General features: G+C 69.2%; 16 protein-coding genes. 6 read left to right on the top strand and 10 right to left on the bottom strand.

What is annotated here, in order from left to right; all coding sequences use genetic code 11:
- Positions 1-74 precede the first annotated feature (74 nt).
- Positions 75-878, top strand: coding sequence for an alpha/beta fold hydrolase (locus AORI_RS59780; RefSeq protein ID WP_016334108.1), 804 nt, complete (start codon positions 75-77; stop codon positions 876-878).
- A 174-nt stretch (positions 879-1052) separates the two neighbouring features.
- On the opposite strand, the gene AORI_RS59775 is transcribed toward AORI_RS59780, so the two are convergent.
- Positions 1053-1523, bottom strand: coding sequence for an MgtC/SapB family protein (locus AORI_RS59775; RefSeq protein WP_016334107.1), 471 nt, complete (start codon positions 1521-1523; stop codon positions 1053-1055).
- 135 nt (positions 1524-1658) lie between these two features.
- Positions 1659-2612: a LysR family transcriptional regulator gene (locus tag AORI_RS59770; RefSeq protein WP_016334106.1), complete on the bottom strand. Its 954-nt coding sequence runs from the start codon at positions 2610-2612 to the stop codon at positions 1659-1661.
- A gap of 144 nt (positions 2613-2756) precedes the next feature.
- Between AORI_RS59770 and AORI_RS59765 the strand changes: the two genes are divergently transcribed.
- From AORI_RS59765 to AORI_RS59755, 3 genes are read left to right on the top strand one after another with little or no spacing between them, the layout of a single operon-like run.
- A complete protein-coding gene (locus tag AORI_RS59765) occupies positions 2757-4178 on the top strand; it encodes an MFS transporter (RefSeq protein ID WP_043848108.1) in 1422 nt (473 codons plus the stop codon).
- A gap of 13 nt (positions 4179-4191) precedes the next feature.
- Complete coding sequence (locus AORI_RS59760) at positions 4192-5082, top strand: SDR family oxidoreductase (protein WP_016334104.1); 891 nt, start codon at positions 4192-4194, stop codon at positions 5080-5082.
- A 15-nt stretch (positions 5083-5097) separates the two neighbouring features.
- Positions 5098-5445 carry a darcynin family protein gene (locus AORI_RS59755; protein WP_016334103.1) on the top strand — a complete coding sequence of 116 codons (348 nt, stop codon included), beginning with the start codon at positions 5098-5100 and terminating at the stop codon, positions 5443-5445.
- Positions 5446-5656: 211 nt separating this feature from the next.
- On the opposite strand, the gene AORI_RS59750 is transcribed toward AORI_RS59755, so the two are convergent.
- The 7 genes from AORI_RS59750 to AORI_RS59720 form a co-directional block, all read right to left on the bottom strand.
- A complete protein-coding gene (locus tag AORI_RS59750; protein ID WP_016334102.1) occupies positions 5657-7261 on the bottom strand; it encodes an alpha/beta hydrolase in 1605 nt (534 codons plus the stop codon).
- Positions 7262-7417: 156 nt separating this feature from the next.
- A complete protein-coding gene (locus tag AORI_RS59745; RefSeq protein WP_046199795.1) occupies positions 7418-7840 on the bottom strand; it encodes a nitroreductase family deazaflavin-dependent oxidoreductase in 423 nt (140 codons plus the stop codon).
- A 46-nt stretch (positions 7841-7886) separates the two neighbouring features.
- Positions 7887-8864 (bottom strand): L-histidine N(alpha)-methyltransferase, encoded by a 978-nt coding sequence (gene egtD, locus AORI_RS59740; protein ID WP_016334100.1) that lies wholly within the window; start codon positions 8862-8864, stop codon positions 7887-7889.
- Positions 8861-9625, bottom strand: coding sequence for an ergothioneine biosynthesis protein EgtC (gene egtC, locus AORI_RS59735; RefSeq protein ID WP_016334099.1), 765 nt, complete (start codon positions 9623-9625; stop codon positions 8861-8863). Before egtC ends, egtD begins: the two co-directional genes overlap by 4 nt.
- Positions 9626-9630: 5 nt before the next feature.
- Complete coding sequence (egtB, locus tag AORI_RS59730; protein WP_016334098.1) at positions 9631-10980, bottom strand: ergothioneine biosynthesis protein EgtB; 1350 nt, start codon at positions 10978-10980, stop codon at positions 9631-9633.
- Positions 10977-12239, bottom strand: coding sequence for a glutamate-cysteine ligase family protein (locus AORI_RS59725; protein ID WP_016334097.1), 1263 nt, complete (start codon positions 12237-12239; stop codon positions 10977-10979). Before AORI_RS59725 ends, egtB begins: the two co-directional genes overlap by 4 nt.
- 129 nt (positions 12240-12368) lie before the next feature.
- Positions 12369-13292: a LysR family transcriptional regulator gene (locus AORI_RS59720; RefSeq protein ID WP_016334096.1), complete on the bottom strand. Its 924-nt coding sequence runs from the start codon at positions 13290-13292 to the stop codon at positions 12369-12371.
- 163 nt (positions 13293-13455) lie between these two features.
- On the opposite strand from AORI_RS59720, the gene AORI_RS59715 reads away from it, so the two are divergent.
- Positions 13456-14643 carry a Glu/Leu/Phe/Val dehydrogenase dimerization domain-containing protein gene (locus AORI_RS59715; protein ID WP_016334095.1) on the top strand — a complete coding sequence of 396 codons (1188 nt, stop codon included), beginning with the start codon at positions 13456-13458 and terminating at the stop codon, positions 14641-14643.
- Positions 14644-14688: 45 nt separating this feature from the next.
- Here the strand turns inward: AORI_RS59715 and pip are convergent, their stop codons facing one another.
- Positions 14689-15594, bottom strand: a complete 906-nt coding sequence (gene pip / locus AORI_RS59710; RefSeq protein ID WP_046199962.1) for a prolyl aminopeptidase — start codon at positions 15592-15594, stop codon at positions 14689-14691.
- Between the two features lie 298 nt (positions 15595-15892).
- Here pip and AORI_RS59705 point away from each other — a divergent pair, with 298 nt between their 5' ends.
- Positions 15893-16714 carry an SCO6745 family protein gene (locus AORI_RS59705; protein ID WP_043848107.1) on the top strand — a complete coding sequence of 274 codons (822 nt, stop codon included), beginning with the start codon at positions 15893-15895 and terminating at the stop codon, positions 16712-16714.
- The last annotated feature ends 1 nt before the right edge of the window (position 16715 follow it).

Genomic DNA, 16715 nt, shown 5'->3' with positions numbered 1-16715 from the left:
CACCACACGCGAAGGCCCCTTTCCCCGCACTTTCGGGAAAGGGGCCTTCGTGCGTCCTTCGGTAGCGTGGACGTATGACCCACGGTCGAATCCAGGTCGAGAACGGCGAACTCGCGTACGAGATCCGAGGCGAGGGTGATCCGGTCATCCTGCTGCACGGCGGGATTCTCGACTCCCGGATGTGGGACGCCGAGATGAGCGAACTCGGACGGCACCACGCCGTCGTCCGGTACGACGCGCGCGGACACGGCGAATCGTCCACGCCGACAGAGCGGTTCAGGCACTACGACGATCTCCGCGCGCTGATGACCGCGCTGGAGCTCCCCCGCGCGTCACTGGTCGGGTTGTCCGGCGGCGGGCGGATCGCGGTCGATTTCGCGCTGACGTATCCGGAACTGGTCGAGAACCTCGTCCTCGTCGCCACCGGGCTCAGCTCGATGGTGCCGAAGGATCCCTTCGTCCTGGAACAGACCAAAAACCTCGAAGAGGCGGGCGCCCGGGGCGATCTTCCCGCCGCCATCGAAAGCATCCTGCGCATGTGGGTGGACGGTCCCCGGCGCTCGCCGACGGACGTCGATCAGCGAGTCCGGCTGCTGTGCCAGGAGATGTACACCCAGACCGTCGTGCGGCACCGGCTCACCGGCTTCACGCTGATGGACGAACTACGGGCCATCGAGCGCACCGGCGAGCTGACCCCGCGCACGTTGACCTTGGTGGGAGATCTGGATTCCTCGGACATCGTCGCCATCGCGGACCAGATCGCAAGCGAGGCACGCGACGCCCGGAAACTGGTCGTCCCCGGGGTCGCGCACATGATCAATCTGGAGAAGCCCGCCGAGTTCTCCCGGATATTGCTGGACTTCCTGTCCTGCTCGTGAGTGGTGCGGCGTGTCTCGTCCGCCTGGACACGCGTGTCGTCCGTCTGATCACGTGTGCCGTCCCTACAGTCACGCGAAACCGCCCGACTGTAGGTAGCTGAGACGCGAAGGGGACCATCACCGCATCAGATGCAGCGAAAGCCCCCTTTACCCAGCTGACGAGCGCCCTTCGCGCTAGCCGTCCTTACCACTCACGAGGTCGTCTTCCCGCTGTTCCGGGCGCCGGTCGACGACGCGGCCGAGCGGGCGCAACAGCACGTTGACCCCGACGATCACCGCGGTCCCCGCGAGCGCGACGACGTAAAGTCCCGCTCCCGCAAGGGATCCGACGGCCGCGGAGCACCAGAGGGTGGCCGCGGTGTTGAGCCCGCGCACGTTCAGGCCGTCGCGCAGGATCACCCCGGCGCCGAGGAAACCGATTCCGGAGACGATCTGGGCGGCGACGCGTGTCGGGTCGGCGTCACCGCTGGTGTTCAGCCCGCCGAAACCGTGGGCGGACAACAGGACGAAGAGCGTCGCGCCGACGGCGACGAGGGCGTTGGTGCGGAGTCCGGCCATCCGGGCGCGGTACTGGCGCTCGATGCCGATGACGGCGCCGAGGCCGACGCCGGTGCCGACCCGGAGCAGCATTTCGAAGGTGTTCATGATTCCGGCTCTTTTCTGGCGTGCGTACACAAAGCCAGACAGGGAAAGGAGACCGGAGAAGGTCAGCGCACCGCGCACACGGGTGAACGGCGACCACGTCCGGTCGGTCCAGAACTGTCTTCCGGCATGTGCCGCTCACCTCGCTTTCGTACTCGATCGGTGTTGATCAACCTTCGGGACTCTACCACCGGACGGCCCGAGCGCGGCGTGGATCGTGTCACGTAGCCAGCGCTGGGCCGGATCGGCGTCGAGCCGCGCGTGCCAAAGCTGGCAGACCTCGATCCGCGGGAGTTCGGCGGGGATCGGGAACCAGCGGATGCCGAGCGACCGGCCGTACTGCTCGGCGAGCCGCTGGGGCGCGAGCCCGATGTAGTCGCTCGACGAGACCAGGAACGCGGCGACGGCGGAGGTGGGGACGACCGCGGCGACCCGGCGCTGGAGACCGGCCGCCTCGAGCACATCGTCGAGCGGTCCCCTGCCCCGGCCACGCCGCGACGCGGAAACGTGGGGATGGCGGCAAAGCTGTGCCAGCGTCGGACGCCGCACTCCGCCGAGCGGACCGTCCGCCCTGACGATCGCGACCACGCGTTCGTGGTACAGCAGCGCCGAGTGGATGTCGGGGGCCGTGATGTCGCCCGCGCCGATGTCCAGATCCACCGAACCGTCTCGCAAGGCTTCGGTGCTTTCGCTGCCTTCAGCGACGAAGCGCAAGACGACGCCTGGAGCGACGGCGGCGGTCGCCTCGACGACGGCTGTCGCCAGTGTCGCGGCGACGCCGTCGTTGATGCGGATGGTGAAGGTGCGTTCGAGGTCGCCGAGGGACAACTCGCGGTCGGCGCTGATCAGCGCCGACGCCTCGTCGAGCAGCGATCGCACCCGTGGGGCGGTCCGGAGGGCGAACGGCGTCGGCACCATCCCGCGGCCGGCGCGCACCAGGATCGGATCCCCCATCGCGCGCCGCAGCCGGCCCAGCGCCCGGCTCGCCGCCGGGATCGACAGATGCAGGCGTTCGGCGGCCGCCGTCACGCTGCCCTCCCGCAGCAAGGCGTCGAACACCCGCAGGAGGTTGAGGTCCAGCTGATCGACCATAGTTGCATCGTACACAACTATCTCTTGTCAATGTTGCGTCGCACGAAGAACCAGCAGGCCCATAGCGTCGTGGACATGCCACTCCGACTTCAAGTCCGCGACGCCCCCGAAACCGCAGCGGACCGACGCGGCCTGCTGCCCGTCATGTGCGCCTGTGTCGTGCTCATGGTCGGGATGGTCGCCGCGATCAACCTCGCCGTCCCGATGCTCGCCGCGAGCGATCTCCGCCCGTCCGCATCGGCGCTGATCTGGATCGTCGACACCTATGTCGTCTTCTTCGCCTGCCTGGTGATCCCCGGCGGAGCGGCGGGCGATCGCTTCGGCCGCAAGGGTGTCCTGCTCGCGGGCGTCGCGCTTTTCGCGCTCGGCGCGCTGCTGTCGGCGATCGCGCCGAACGTGCCCTTCCTGCTGGCGGGCCGGGCGATCACCGGGATCGGGGCCGCTGCGGTGCTGCCCAACACGCTCGCCGTCCTGCTGCACGCCGTCCCCGCCGAGCGCAAGGGCGTGACCATTGCGACCTGGGCTTCGATGACCGGGATCGGCGGTGTCGCGGGGAATGCCGGCGGCGGCGCCGTGCTGGCGGGCGGCTCGTGGCGATGGCTGTTCGCGGCCGCCGTCCCGATCTCGCTGGTGCTCGTGGCGCTCGTCGCCCGGATCGCGCCGGTGTCCCCGCGTCACGAGCGGCCACTCAGCCCGCTCGGCGCCATCCTGCTCGTCGGCGCTTCGGTCGCACTGCTGCTCGGCATCGTCGAAGGTCCCGAAGCGGGTTGGACCAGCCCGATCGTCCTGGCCGGATTCGCCGGTTCGGTCGTGTTGTTCGCGCTGTGGACGTTCGTGGAGCTGAAGGCCGAGCACCCGCTTCTCGATCCCCGGCTGTTCCGGGTGCCCGCGCTGCGCAGTGCGTGTCTCGGCATGACGGCGATCTTCTTCGGGATGTTCGCGCTCTTCTACGTCAACGCGTCGTTCCTCCAGTACGGCAAGGGTTTCGGGGTACTGCCGACCGGCCTCGGGATCATTCCGCTGACCGTGCCGGTCATCCTCGGCGCGCGGCACGTGGGCAAGCTGGTCCAGCGCTTCGGGGTCGACGTCGTCGTCGCCATCGCGTTCCTCCTCTGCGGCAGCGGTCTCCTGGGACTGTCCACAAGCGACGCTTTGACGCCGTATCCGGTCTACGCGGCCTGGCTCGTGCTGACCGGGGTCGGTGTCACCCTGGCCCTTCCGACGCTGTCCGCCGCGATCTCCGGCTCACTGCCTCCGGCACAGGCCGGTGTCGGTGCCGGGCTTCAGGCCACCACGCGCGAATTCGGCAGCGCGCTCGGTGTCGCGGTCATCGGCACCGTCCTCACCGGACGCTTCGTCGCGGCGCTGCCGGAAGACATCCGCGAGACCCACGATCCGCACACCGTCGCGCAGGCGCTGGCCGTCACCGCGCCCGGCCGCTCCCCCGAGGTGATCTCCGCCTTCGTCACCGGCGCGAGCACGGCACTCCGGGTGATCGGGGTGAGCGTGCTCGTCCTCGGTGCGCTCGTCGTCCTGCAATCACGGCTTTCCCGCGACACCAAGTAGAAGGAGTATTCCCATGCACGTATTCGTCACCGGGGCGACCGGCTGGATCGGCTCGGCCGTCGTGGACGAACTGCTCGACGCCGGGCACGAGGTCACCGGCCTCGCCAGATCGGACGCCTCAGCCGCCACACTGGAGCGGAAGGGCGCCCGGGTCCGCCGCGGCGACCTGGACGATCTCGACGGCCTTCGCGACGGCGCCGAGGCTGCCGACGCCGTCATCCACCTGGCGAACAAGCACGACTGGGCCAACCCCGCGGAGTCCGACCGGGCCGAGCGGGCGGCCGTCCAGACTTTTGCCGACGCCTTGACCGGTACCGGACGGCCTTTCGTTCTCGCCGCGAGCCTCTCGACCCTGGCCACCGGACGGCCCGCCACCGAGACCGACCTCTCCCCCGCCGTCGGCCCCGCCTCTCACCGTGGTGGCGCCGAGAACCTCGCACTCGAGTACGCCGAAAAGGGCATACGGGTGATCAGTGCCCACTTCGCGCCATCCGTGCACGGCGTGGGCGACCACGGTTTCGTCGCCGCCCTCGTCGCGGCCGCCCGCAAACACGGCGTTTCCGGCTACCTCGGCGACGGCAGCGCGGCCTGGGCCGCCGTGCACCGCGCCGACGCGGCCCGGCTCGTCCGGCTGGCGCTGGAAGGCGCGCCCACCGGCTCGCTGCTCCACGCGGTCGCGGAAGAAGCCGTCACCACGAAGGAGATCGCCGAAGCCATCGGACGGAAACTCGACGTCCCGGTGGTGTCCGTGGCACCGGAGAACGCCGCCGAGCACTTCGGGTTCGTCGGCCGGTTCTTCGCTCTGGACATGTCCGCGTCCAGCGCGCGCACCCGCGAACTCCTGAAGTGGACCCCGTACGGACCGAGCCTGGCCGAGGACATCGAAGCCGGCGCCTACGCCTGATCGAGAGGAGACACCATGTCCGAAGTGACCGCCTTCATGCTGGTGAAGACCACACCCGAGTGGCTCGGGCTCACCGCCGAACAGCGCGTGGAGGCCTTCAAGACCGAAATCCTCCCCGCCATCGAGAGCAAGGTGAAGGGCGTCCGGTCCCGGTTCTTCGACACCGAGTTCTACTCCGCGCGAGTGACCGACGTGTGGGTGTGGGAGGCCGACGACCACCACTCGTACCAGCTGCTCGTCGAGGCACTGCGCGAGACGCCGTTCTGGGACCGGTACTTCGAGGTGGTCGACCTGCTGGTCGGGGTCGAGAACGCGTACGCCACGAACTACGGTCTGAACGCCTACGCGAGCGTCCACATCTGAGGCCGATGGGTGAGCCAGGCGCACCGGCGGCCGCGACCAGGCCGAAGCCGGTGCCCTGGTTACCCACCCGGATCTCCTGGACGAGCAGTTCGCCCAGGGGCCGATCCGGCCCTCCCCGTCCGGAACCCTAGGGCCGGGAGTTCGGGACCGGTCCCCGGACGCCACGAAGGCCACCGCCGAGACGATGGCCTTCGTGTCCTTCAGCCCTGGATCAGGCGGTTTCGAACGGCTGGACGTTCGGCTGGAAGACCTGGCCGTTGGACGGGACCTTCAGATCGATCAGGTAGTCGGCCGTCACCTTGTCCACCCCGAGCGAGTCGCCCAGGATGCAGTGCCCGAAGGCGTCGACCGAGAGCAGCCGGGCGTTGCCCAGCTGGTCGGCCATCCGCTTCGAGAACAGGTACTGGGTCGCCGGGTCGTAGTAGTTGCCGATGACCAGGACCGGGGTGTCGGTCTTGGCCTGCCACGGGCCGCGGTAGACGTCCGGCTTCTTCACCGGCCACACCGGGCAGCCCGCCACGTCCGAGAACGCCTGGTAGCGACCGAAAGTGGGCGATTCCTTCTCCCACTTCGCGGCGATCTCGGGGACCTTCTCCTGCTTGATCGTGATCTTCTTGTCCGAGCAGTTCACGGCGAAGTACGAGTCGTCGCCGGTGTACGGGCTGTCCGGGTTCGCGTCCGCGCGCCCGTTCGCCCCGGACCGCAGCACCTTCAGCTCGACGGCCTGCGCCGCCTGAGTCTGCGCCGCGGGCGGGTGCACGACGTTGTACAGCGCCTGCAGGTCGTCGGCCAGCGGCGGGAACGACGTCGGCGAGTACAGCACCCCGGCCACCGTGCTGGTGAACGCGTTGATGTCGTAGCTGCTCCCGTCCGGCAGCTTGATCGGCTGCTGGCGCAGGTGGTCGCGGATCTCGTCGAACTTGTCCCGCGGCGTGCCCGCGCTGAACGAGCACTTCGGCCCGACCTGCGCGCACTTGCGCAGGAAGGCGTCCAGCGCGATCTCGAACCCGCGAGCGCGCTCGCGGTCGTACTGCACGCCGTCGCTGGTGCGCAGCGCCGGATCGACGTTGCCGTCGATGACGATCGCCCGGCTCTGCTTCGGGAACATCGACGTGTACGTCGACCCGATCAGGGTCCCGTACGAGAAGCCGACGAAGGTCAGCTTCTGGTCGCCGACGGCCGCCCGCATCTTGTCGAGGTCACGCACGACGTCCTTGGTGGACATGTGGTTCAGCAGCACGCCCGCGTTGTTCTTGCAGAACTGGCCGTAGTCGCGGTACGAGGCCAGCGTTCCGGAGATCTCCTGCCGCGACAGCGGCACGGGGATCTGCGCGGCGAAGACGTCGTCCGCGTCCTCCTGCGTGGTGAAGCATTTGAGCGGGTTGCTGGCCCCGACGCCGCGCGGGTCGAACCCGATCAGGTCGAACCGGTCCAGCACCTGCGGCTGGAAGTAGTTCGCCGCGCCGATCGGCATCCGGAACCCGGAGCCGCCCGGACCGCCCGGGTTCAGGAACAGCGAACCGACCTTCTTGTCGGGCGTCTTCGCCGCCCGCTTCAGCATCGCGATGTCGATCGTGCCGAGCGCCGCGTTGTCGTGGTCGACCGGCACGCGATACCGCGCACAGCTGTAGAACTTCACCTGATCGGCCGGAACACCGCGGAGCTGGTCCGCCGTGCAGGCACCCCAGTTCACCGGCGCCGTCGCACCGACCTGGGCGGCGGGCGGCCCGGCTTCCTGGGCGGCGACCGCCGTCCCGGACGCCCCGGTCAGCGCGGCGCCGGCCACGAGTGCCCCTACCAGTGCGAAACCGCGCACCGGCCTCCTTGTGGATCTCGGCAAAACGACTCCTCCCTCGGCTGGCGACGTGACGGACCACGTCGCACGATGCGCCGCCGACGTCACGGCGCGTAACACCAAAGGAGCCTCGCACAGGCCGGTAACCCAGTCACCGGCCGAAAGGATGGTACGAACCTATCGAGTGGTTGTCTTCAACTCGAAAATCGGTAACACACGGCGAGCGGCGTCGGCCTCCATGGAGTAACCGGGCCAGAACTCCAGCAGCAGTTTCCACATCGCTTCGTACTCGTCACCGAGCAGTTCCCTGGCCCTGACCGGGATCTCCTTGCCGGCCAGCGCGACGACCGCCTCGGGATGCGAGCGCAGGTTGTGTGTCCACGCCGGATCGTTCGGCTTCCCCCAATTGGAGCCGACGAGCACGAAATCCTCCCCGTGCGGGAAGTACAAGAGATTCGTAGCGCGGGGCAGCCCGCTCTTCCGCCCGGTGGTGGTCAGCCGCAGGGAAGGGAGCCCGGCCAGCGCGACCAGGCTCACCTTCCCCTTGAACAGCCGGTGGAGCCTCTTGTCCACCCAGATGATCCCGCCCGCGAGCCCCATCAGCCACGGTTTGGTGCCGAGTACGCGGGCGAGCGACGTGAGAGGGTTAGCCACGGACAGATCTTGCCAGGCTCACCCCGAACCGCGATTCCGAGTCCGTCCACCATTTCTCCACGGAGAAACCGGCTTCGGCCAGTTCCGCGGCGATTCCCTCCCGCCGGAACTTCGCGGAGATCTCGGTGCGCACGTATTCCCCCTCGGCGAACTTCACCCGCAGGTCGGCGCCCGGGATGTCGACGGTCAGCGGCTCACGCGCACGCAGGCGCATTTCGATCCATTCGTTCTCTTCGTCCCAATACGAGACGTGGTCGAACGCCGCCGGGTCGAAGTTCGCGCCGAGGCCGTTGTTGATCACATGGAGCATGTTGCGGTTGAACTCGGCGGTCACCCCGGCCGCGTCGTCATACGCGCGCTCCAAGGTCTCCCGGTCCTTCACCAGATCCGTCCCGAGAAGGAACCACTCCCCTTCGTCGAGCACCTCCCGGACCGAGCGCAGGAAGGTGGTGCGGTCCGCGGGGAGGAAGTTCCCGATCGTGCCGCCGAGGAAGACCACCATCCGCGGCCGGTCGCCCGGCAGCAGGTCGAGGTGCTGGGTGAAGTCGCCGACCACGCCGCGGACCTCGAGCGACGGGTAGTCGGCGGTGATGGCTTCCGCCGCCTCGGCGAGCGCGGTTTCGGAGACGTCCAGCGGGACGAACTCCTTCAGCGTGCCGTGATTCGTGAGCGCGTCGAGCAGGAGCCTCGTCTTCTCGCTCGATCCGGAGCCGAGTTCGACGAGGGTGTGCGCGCCCGAGCTCGCGGCGATCTCGCCACCGCGCGCGGCGAGCACCTCCCGCTCGCTCCTGGTCGGGTAGTACTCGGGAAGGGTGGTGATCTTCTCGAACAGCTCGCTGCCGCGCGCGTCGTAGAACCATTTGGGCGACAACCACTTCTGGTCCGCCTCCAGGCCGGTGCGGACGTCCGCGCGCAGCTGCTCGGTGATATCCGATTCGCTGTGGTGTACGTCGAGGTCGAGTTCGGTCATCGTGCCTCAGGGCTCCGATCGGCTTCGAGGGGCAGGATCTCCACGCCCGCGCGGGTGACCCGGACGGCGTGGTGGTCGGGAACGGGAGTCCACCCGGGATCGTCGTCGCACGGTTCCGACGCGACGAGCACACCGTCTCCGGTGTCCCGATAGGACAGGGAATGCGTCCACGCGGTACCGATGAGCGTCCGGCCGTCGGTCAGCAGGAGGTTGAGCCGCGAACCCGGCCCCGCCTCCTCGACCGCTCCGGTCAGCCAGGTGACGGCCGCGAGCGGGTCTTCGCCCGCCTCCAGCCGTTCACGCAGCAAAGCCCACAGCAGTACCGAATCCGTGGTCGCCTCCAGGGTCAGCATCCGGGCGATCGACAGCTTCGCGGCGAGCTCGGCCATCGAGTCCGGCCAGCCCCGCACCAGCCCGTTGTGGCTGAAGAGGTAGCCGCCGCCGGTGAACGGCGCGTTCGCCGCCTCGACCACGGGCATCCCCGTCGTACCGTTCCGGACCGCCGCCAGGAAGGCGTGCGAGCGGACCGATCCGGCGAGGGCGGGCAGGTCCCCGTCCGTCCACAAGGGAGCGGACCGGCGCAGGCGCAGCGGTTCGGGGCCTTCGGCGTACCAGCCGAGTCCGTACCCGTCCGCGTTCACCGAGCCGCCGCCCCGCATGTCACGGGGGGCGTACGACTGCACGAGCAGCGAATGAGGGGCGTGAAAGAGCGTCTCGGCGGGCGAACGCGGCTCGCCGAGATACGCGACGTGACGGCACATGCCGCTCAGGCCACCTCGCTCGGCCGTGCGTCCCGGGCACAGCGGAACCCGGAGAAGATCTGCCGCCGGATCGGGTGGTCCCAGTTGCGGAACGTGCCGCGGATGGCCGCCGCGTCCGTACCGAACGAGCCACCGCGCAGGATCCGGTAGTCGCCGCCGAAGAAGACCTCCGAGTACTCCTTGTACGGGAACGCGGCGAATCCCGGATACGCCTCGAACCCGCTGCTGGTCCATTCCCAGACGTCGCCGATCAGCTGGTGGACGCCCAGCGGCGAGACACCCGCCGGGTACGCGCCGACCTCCGCGGGCCGCAGATGCCGCTGCCCGAGGTTGGCGTGGTCGGGGGTCGGTTCCTCGTCGCCCCAGGGGAACCGGCGCGAGCGGCCGGTCGCCGGGTCGAACCGGGCGGCCTTCTCCCATTCCGGCTCCGTCGGCAGGCGACGGCCCGCCCAGGCGGCGTACGCCTCGGCCTCGTGGAAGGAAACGTGGACCACGGGTTCAGCGGCGGGCACCTTCTCGTAGACGCCGAATCGCGTCCGCCACCAACCGTCCTGCTCCCGTTTCCAGAAACGCGGCGCGTCGATGCCGTGCTCGCTGCGGTACGCCCAGCCGCGCTCGCTCCACCACTTCGGCTCTTCGTAACCGCCGGAATCGAGGAACTCGGCGTACGCCCCGCAGGTGACCGGCGTGGTGTCGATGAAGAACGCCTCCACCGCGACCTCGTGCGCCGGACGCTCGTTGTCCAGCGCCCATGGCTCCGCGGAGGTACCCATGGTGAAGGCACCGCCGGGCACGAACACCTCCGCGGGCAGCGGCCCGGACCGCGACGGCGGCGGGGCAGGCGCGTGCAGCACCGGATCGCCCTTGCGCAGCTGATGGGTGGCCAGCATCGTCTCGTCGTGCTGCTGCTCGTGCTGGGTGATCATGCCGAAGGCGAAGGCGTCCTCGGTGAGCCGCCTGCCTTGCAGGGGAACGGTTTCCAGGATGTCGAAGGATTTCTCCCTGACCTCGCGGACGTACTTGCGCGCTTCCTCCGGGCCCAGCAACGGCAGCGCCGGGCGGTCCGCGCGAGCGTGCTGGAACGCGTCGTAGATGTCGTCGATGTCGGGCCGGAGCGCCTCGCGGCCGCCGACGTCGCGTACCAGCCAGAGCTCCTCCTGGCTGCCGATGTGCGCGAGGTCCCAGACCAGCGGCGACATCAGTTTCGAATGCTGGCGGACCAGGTCTTCGTCGTCGACGCTCGTCAGCGCGACACTGCGCTCACGAGCCCTGGTGAGCGCCTCGGCCGCGTGAGCCCGCAGGTCTTGCGGGCTCAGCGCGCGAAGCGGGTTGGTCTCGGTGCTTTCCACGCTCATGACTGGTGGCTCCTCGAACCGCTCACGAGAGACAGCACGCCCTCGCTGATCTCGGTGATGGTCTCCGGTGGCAGACCGGTCGTGCCCAGTTCGGCACAGCCGAGGTCCACCACCTTGCCCGCGACGTCGGCGATCGCCCGGTCGGCGAGGCCGAACCGGGCCGCGCACTCCCATCTGCCCATGACCGGTTCGCACAGTTCGAGCACCTTGTCCACTGTGGACGGACGCGCGAGCAGTGCGGCCAGCAGGGCCACCGGATGCAGCCACCTGGCGGCGGGCTGGGCGTCCAGGTAGCGGATCTCCAGGTACCCCTGTGGACGGACCGGGGTGAAGAACGTCGTCAGGTGATAGGCCAGGTCTTCCTCGGTCGGCTTGCCGAGCCCCGCGCCCTCTCCCCGTCCTTCGATCCAGTCGGCGAAGGTCAGGGAATCGGGCGCGTCCCAGCGGCCGTCGGAGCCCGGAAGCACCATCAACGGGGTGTCCAGGATCCTGTCCGCCCACTCGGCGGCCGGATCCTTGCCCGGCTGCGCCGACCGGGTGCGGGCCTCTTCCGTCTCCATGACGGCGAGCCAGCGCGCGGACGCGTGGCCGGTGTCGCGCCCGGCGTGGATCCGGGAATTGGCGAAGGTGGCGAGCAGCGGCGGGCCGAGCGCGTGCACGGCGGCCCAGCGGACGGCCAGGTCGTGCGCCTCGCCGGCGTCCACACAGACCTGCAGGCCCGCGGTGCTGCACATCATCGTCGCGCCGCCGGCGCCCATCGGGGCGAAACGGCGTTCCATCGCGGCGTAGCGAGGGGTGCCCAGCTTGCGGGCGGGCGCGCGATGCCTGTCTATCCCGGTGTCCCCCAGGTACAGGCCTTGTGCGGCGAGAAGACTTTCGAGGTGGGCCAGATCGGCCGAGACGACGGCGTCCAGGTGACGCAGCGTGGTCTGTGGCTGAGCGGAGATCTCCACCTGGCATCCGGGCTCGAGGCTCAGCGGTGAACCTGCCGGAAGCGGGAGGGCGGGGCTGTCGGGGCGCAGTGTCCGCGGCGTGTGCGGGCCGAGCGCGGTGGCGAGATCGTCGGGATCGAGGGGCCGGGCGGGATCGTCGGCGTAGTGCACGGTGAATTCCAGCTCTACGCCGAGAAGTCTCGGCGGCCCGTGTTTGAAGCACACGGAAGCCACATACGCCTCGCCTTCGGCGCGGTCCGACAGGACCTTCGCCGTCGCGTTCGACGCGCTCCCGGACTTCTCGGGGAAATCATGAACAGTAGTCATCTTTCCGCAGTCCAGTCGGTTGTCCGATACCTGAGATACCTCGACTTCGGACGCTACACGCGAGGTCCGACAAAATCAGTCCGGTTCTTGCCGGGCAGGATTCCCGGACCACCGTCCGGGACGGGACGATCAAGGCAAAGCGGGCTCCGTCCCCAGCCCCAGTGCCGCCGCCGCGTTCCGCACCGCCTCGATCACCAGCTGCAGCGCCGGCCGCCGTGACGAGGTCGTCCGGTAGGCGATCGAAACCGTCCGGAGCAAGGGTGTGGTCAACGCGACGACGTCGATCCCCGGCGGCCGCAGCCCGAGCCCGAGGTCGGAAACGAGGGTCACCCCGAGCCCGGCCCTGACCATCGCCATCGCCGTGGACTGCTCCTCGACCTCGTGGTTGATCTTGGGTTCGAACCCGTGCCGGTGACAAGCCGTGCGCACCGCGCGACCGAAATGACTCTTCGGGCTGGCGAGGATCCAGGGATGCTCACCCAGTTCGAGCAGGGAAGCACTTCCGGCGGGCACCGCACCGGCGGGTACGGCGGCGTGCAGCCGTTCGACCGCGATCACCGCGCGTTCCAGGCCCGCGTCCCACGGCATCGGCGCGTCGGAATAGTCGAGGACGAACGACAGGTCCAGTTCGCCGTCACGGACGGCGTCGGCGGTATCCTCGGGAGCCAGCTCACGGGTCCGGACCTGGATGCCCGGATGCTCATCCTCGAGCGCGGCCAGCGCGTGCGGCAACAGACCGGAAGCGACCGACGCCCACACCCCGGCCATGAGGCGGACCGAAACGGTCTCCTGTGCCTCCTCCAAGGCCAGTGTCGCCCGTTCGACCGATCCCAGGATCTCCTCGGCGTGCTCGGTGAGCAGTAACCCCAGTTCGGTCAGCTGCACCCGTCTGCCGAATCGCTCGAACAGCTTCGCGCCCACGTCCCGCTCCAGCTGAGCCAGCTGCTGCGATACCGCCGAAGCGGTGTAATGCAGCGAAGCGGCGGCCGCCGTGACGGTGCCGCGCCTGCTCAGCTCGCGGAGCATCCGCAGGCGATGCAACGAAAGCTCCATGGCCCCAACGTAATCGGGTGCGGTCGCGGACGCCCGGTGACGCGTTACACCAGTTTCTCTGCACATCATCGTTCAGATTCGGTAAATGGACGCGCGCGCCGGCGTGGGCGCACCCTCGGAAGTGGCGCAGGAACGACCCCGAATCCACGAAGGAGGTGGCCGCATGGCCGCGAGGAACGCCGAACCGCTGATGAGGCTCGTCTGGACCGACCCCGTCACCGGTGCCACCGGCTACCTCGTAGTGCACAGCCTGGTCTCCGGCATCGCGACCGGCGGGACCCGGATGCGCGCGGGCTGCACGATGACCGAGGTCGAGGACCTGGCGAGGGGGATGGCGAACAAGACCGCGACCTTCGGCCTGCCGGTCGGCGGGGCCAAGGGCGGTATCGACTTCGATCCGAAGGACGAGCGTGCTTTCGGTGTGCTGGAACGGTTCTGCTCGTTCCTGCGGCCGTGGATCGACAACCACTGGGTGACCGCCGAAGACCTCGGCGTGCCACAGCACCTGATCGACGAGGTGTTCGCGAAGCTCGGGCTGGAGCAGTCGTACCACGCCGCGATCCGTCGTTCGGCCGATCCGGCGCACACCCTTCGCCGCGTGCAGGCCGGGCTGAACACACCGGTCCCCGGCGGGCTTCTGCTCGGCGACGTGATCGGCGGCTACGGCGTCGCGCAGGCCTGCCTCGGTGTCGCCGACGCGTGGGAATGGGCCGCCGACGAGACCACGGTCGCCATCCAGGGCATCGGCACGATGGGCGGCGGCGCGGCCTGGTACCTGCACGAAGCCGGGATGAAGGTCGTCGCGGTCGCCGACGCGGCCGGCACGCTGTACCGGCCCGAAGGTCTCGACATCCCGGCGCTGCTGGAACTGCGCGACTCCTACGGCGAGGTCGACCGGAGCCGGCTCCCCGCCGACGTACAGCTTCTCCCCCGCGACGAGATCGTGGGGACCGAGGCGGACATCCTCGTCCCGGCGGCCATCTCCTACGCGTTGCGCGCCGGGAACCAGGGCGTCGTCAAGGCGAAGGTCGTCATCGAAGCGGCCAACGCGGCGACCACACCCGACGCGGAAGCGGGGCTGGCGGCCCGCGGCATCCCGGTGATCCCGGACTTCGTCGCGAACGCCGGCGCGGCCGCGTGGGCCTGGTGGCTCCTGCTCGGCGAGGTCGGCGCCGATCCCGCCGATTCGTTCCTGCGCCTGCGGACCGAGATGCGGGCGAAGGTGGCCCTGCTGCTGAGCTCGTGGAACCTCGACCGGATCGCACCCCGCACCACGGGATTGCGACTGGCCGAAACCACCCGTTCGGACGCCGCCACCCCGGAAACCGCCCCCGCGCTGGTCATCCCCTGAAGGCACGCGTGAAGGCCCCTTCCGCGAAGGGGCCTTCACGCGTGTTCAGAAGGCGAAGCGGTCTGTCGCGCCGATGAGGACTTCGCGCATCGGCTCGTCCTGGGTGCTGTGGCCGACCTCGTCGATGACCACCAGCTCGCTGCCGGGCCACGCGTGCGCCAGCTCCCACGGCGTGCCGATCAGGTTGCCCAGGTCGAGACTTCCTTCGGCGAGCACTGCCGGGATGTGGGCCAGTTTCCCGGCCTCCCGCAGGACCACGCCTTCGTCCAAAAAGGACCCCTGGCTCCAGTAGTGCGTGACCAGCCGGGCGAAGGCGAGCCGGAACTCCGGCGTTTCGAAGCTCTTGTACGGCGGGGAGGTCGGGATGATCGCGTCCTCCCAGGCGCACCAGTCGGCCGCCGCTTTCTGGTGCACCGCGGGATCAGGGGCCATCAGCAACTTCAGGTAAGCCGCCGCCAGGTCACCGTCGCGATCCTCTTCGGGAACGCCGTCACGGAACTTCGCCCATGCCTCGGGGAAGACGCCGCCGAGGCCGCGGGTGAGCAGGTCGGTCTCGCTCCGCCGTCCGGTCGCCAAACCCATCAGGACCATCTCCGAGACCCGGCCCGGATGGCGCTCGGCGTAGACCAGCGCGAGCACCGAGCCCCAGGAACCGCCGAAGAGCAGCCACTTCTCGATGCCCAGATGCTCGCGAAGCCGTTCCATGTCGGCGATCAGGTGGTCGGTGGTGTTGGTGGAGAGGTCGGCCTCGGGCTCCCCCGCGTGCGGGGTGCTCCGGCCGCAACCCCGCTGGTCGAACAGCACGACGCGGTACTTGGCCGGGTCGAAATACCGGCGAAGGCCGGTGCTGCAGCCGGTCCCGGGGCCGCCGTGCAGCGTGACGGCGGGTTTGCCGTCGGGATTACCGCAGACCTCCCAGTACACGAGGTGCCCGTCGCCGACGTCGAGCATCCCATGGTCGTACGGTTCGATTTCCGGATACAGCCGTGTCACGTTCTCGTCCTCCCAGGCCCCGCCAGAAATACAACAGCGCTGTCACAATAGCGGGGGTGGGTGTCCGAGCGCGCGTTTTTTGTTGGCATCCGAAGTGGGGTGAAGGGGACTTTCCTCGCGTCGGATGCGGGGAAAGTCCCCTTCACCCCACTTTCCCTAATTCCCGTCAGCCAGAGTGTCTGTTCCGGCCTTGGACGTTCGTGGACAAGATGAGTGGCTCCCACGAGGGGTGCCGCCACGAACCTCAGGGGATGAGATGGCACACGCCCGCCGCATGTACGACCTGGTCGAGCCCATCGGCCTGGTGCCCTACTTCGCCGACGAGTCGGACGAGGCGCTGATCGCGCTCGGCCTGCGCAACCAGTGGGACGCCTACTTCGCGGGCCGGGCCGCGCCGCTCGGCCGGTCGGTGCCCGCCGAGGTGATCCACGCGATCTTCTACAACTTCGCTCCCGGCGAGGTGGCCCGCCACATCCCGAAGGTCTGGGAGCTGACCACGCCCGAGGCGGCATTGGCCGCCCGCGAACGGGGCTGCGTCGCGGGGATACGGCGGATCCTCGGCGAGCTCGCCGATGCCCCCGAAGTCACCCGAGCAGGTGACCTCTTGCTGAAAGCGGCGACCAGTGCGCCGGTGGAGGGACGTGCCCTCTACGCCGCCCTTCGCACCCTTCCGGTCCCGCAGGAGCCCGTGGCCAGGCTGTGGCACGCCGCCACCCTCCTGCGGGAACACCGCGGCGACGGCCACACCGTCGCCTTGCTGGCCGAGGGCATCGGCGGCACCGAGTCCCACGTGCTTCACGCCCTGTCGGCCGGCACCCCCGCGAACAAGTTCGGCCGGGTCTGGCACCTCCCCGCCGACCGGTTGACCGCGGTCGTCGACGGTATGCGCGACCGCGGCCTCATCGGGACGGACGGCTGGCTCACCACCGACGGCCGCGCTACGAAGGAACGCGTCGAGGCCATGACCGACCGGCTCGCGGAGACGCCGTACGACGCCCTGAGCGCCCACGAACTCGAGCGGCTCGTCGCCGACCTCGAACCGATCTCGGCCGCGCTCCGGGCGGTGTATCCCTGGTGAC

This window comes from Amycolatopsis keratiniphila (genome assembly GCF_000400635.2).
GTDB lineage: Bacteria > Actinomycetota > Actinomycetes > Mycobacteriales > Pseudonocardiaceae > Amycolatopsis > Amycolatopsis keratiniphila.
The sequence above is the reverse complement of the archived record's forward strand: the minus strand, read 5'-3'. Positions and strand labels throughout refer to the sequence as shown.

Excerpts from the sequence above, each read along its gene's own strand:
- egtD (WP_016334100.1), bottom strand. The coding sequence starts at position 8,864 with ATGACCGAACTCGACCTCGACGTACACCACAGCGAATCGGATATCACC.
- AORI_RS59770 (WP_016334106.1), bottom strand. The coding sequence starts at position 2,612 with ATGGTCGATCAGCTGGACCTCAACCTCCTGCGGGTGTTCGACGCCTTG.
- AORI_RS59715 (WP_016334095.1), top strand. The coding sequence starts at position 13,456 with ATGGCCGCGAGGAACGCCGAACCGCTGATGAGGCTCGTCTGGACCGAC.
- AORI_RS59745 (WP_046199795.1), bottom strand. The coding sequence starts at position 7,840 with ATGGGGCTCGCGGGCGGGATCATCTGGGTGGACAAGAGGCTCCACCGG.
- pip (WP_046199962.1), bottom strand. The coding sequence starts at position 15,594 with ATGCTCGACGTCGGCGACGGGCACCTCGTGTACTGGGAGGTCTGCGGT.
- AORI_RS59705 (WP_043848107.1), top strand. The coding sequence starts at position 15,893 with ATGGCACACGCCCGCCGCATGTACGACCTGGTCGAGCCCATCGGCCTG.
- AORI_RS59760 (WP_016334104.1), top strand. The coding sequence starts at position 4,192 with ATGCACGTATTCGTCACCGGGGCGACCGGCTGGATCGGCTCGGCCGTC.
- AORI_RS59780 (WP_016334108.1), top strand. The coding sequence starts at position 75 with ATGACCCACGGTCGAATCCAGGTCGAGAACGGCGAACTCGCGTACGAG.
- AORI_RS59775 (WP_016334107.1), bottom strand. The coding sequence starts at position 1,523 with ATGAACACCTTCGAAATGCTGCTCCGGGTCGGCACCGGCGTCGGCCTC.
- AORI_RS59755 (WP_016334103.1), top strand. The coding sequence starts at position 5,098 with ATGTCCGAAGTGACCGCCTTCATGCTGGTGAAGACCACACCCGAGTGG.
- egtB (WP_016334098.1), bottom strand. The coding sequence starts at position 10,980 with ATGAGCGTGGAAAGCACCGAGACCAACCCGCTTCGCGCGCTGAGCCCG.
- egtC (WP_016334099.1), bottom strand. The coding sequence starts at position 9,625 with ATGTGCCGTCACGTCGCGTATCTCGGCGAGCCGCGTTCGCCCGCCGAG.
- AORI_RS59725 (WP_016334097.1), bottom strand. The coding sequence starts at position 12,239 with ATGACTACTGTTCATGATTTCCCCGAGAAGTCCGGGAGCGCGTCGAAC.
- AORI_RS59765 (WP_043848108.1), top strand. The coding sequence starts at position 2,757 with ATGTGCGCCTGTGTCGTGCTCATGGTCGGGATGGTCGCCGCGATCAAC.
- AORI_RS59720 (WP_016334096.1), bottom strand. The coding sequence starts at position 13,292 with ATGGAGCTTTCGTTGCATCGCCTGCGGATGCTCCGCGAGCTGAGCAGG.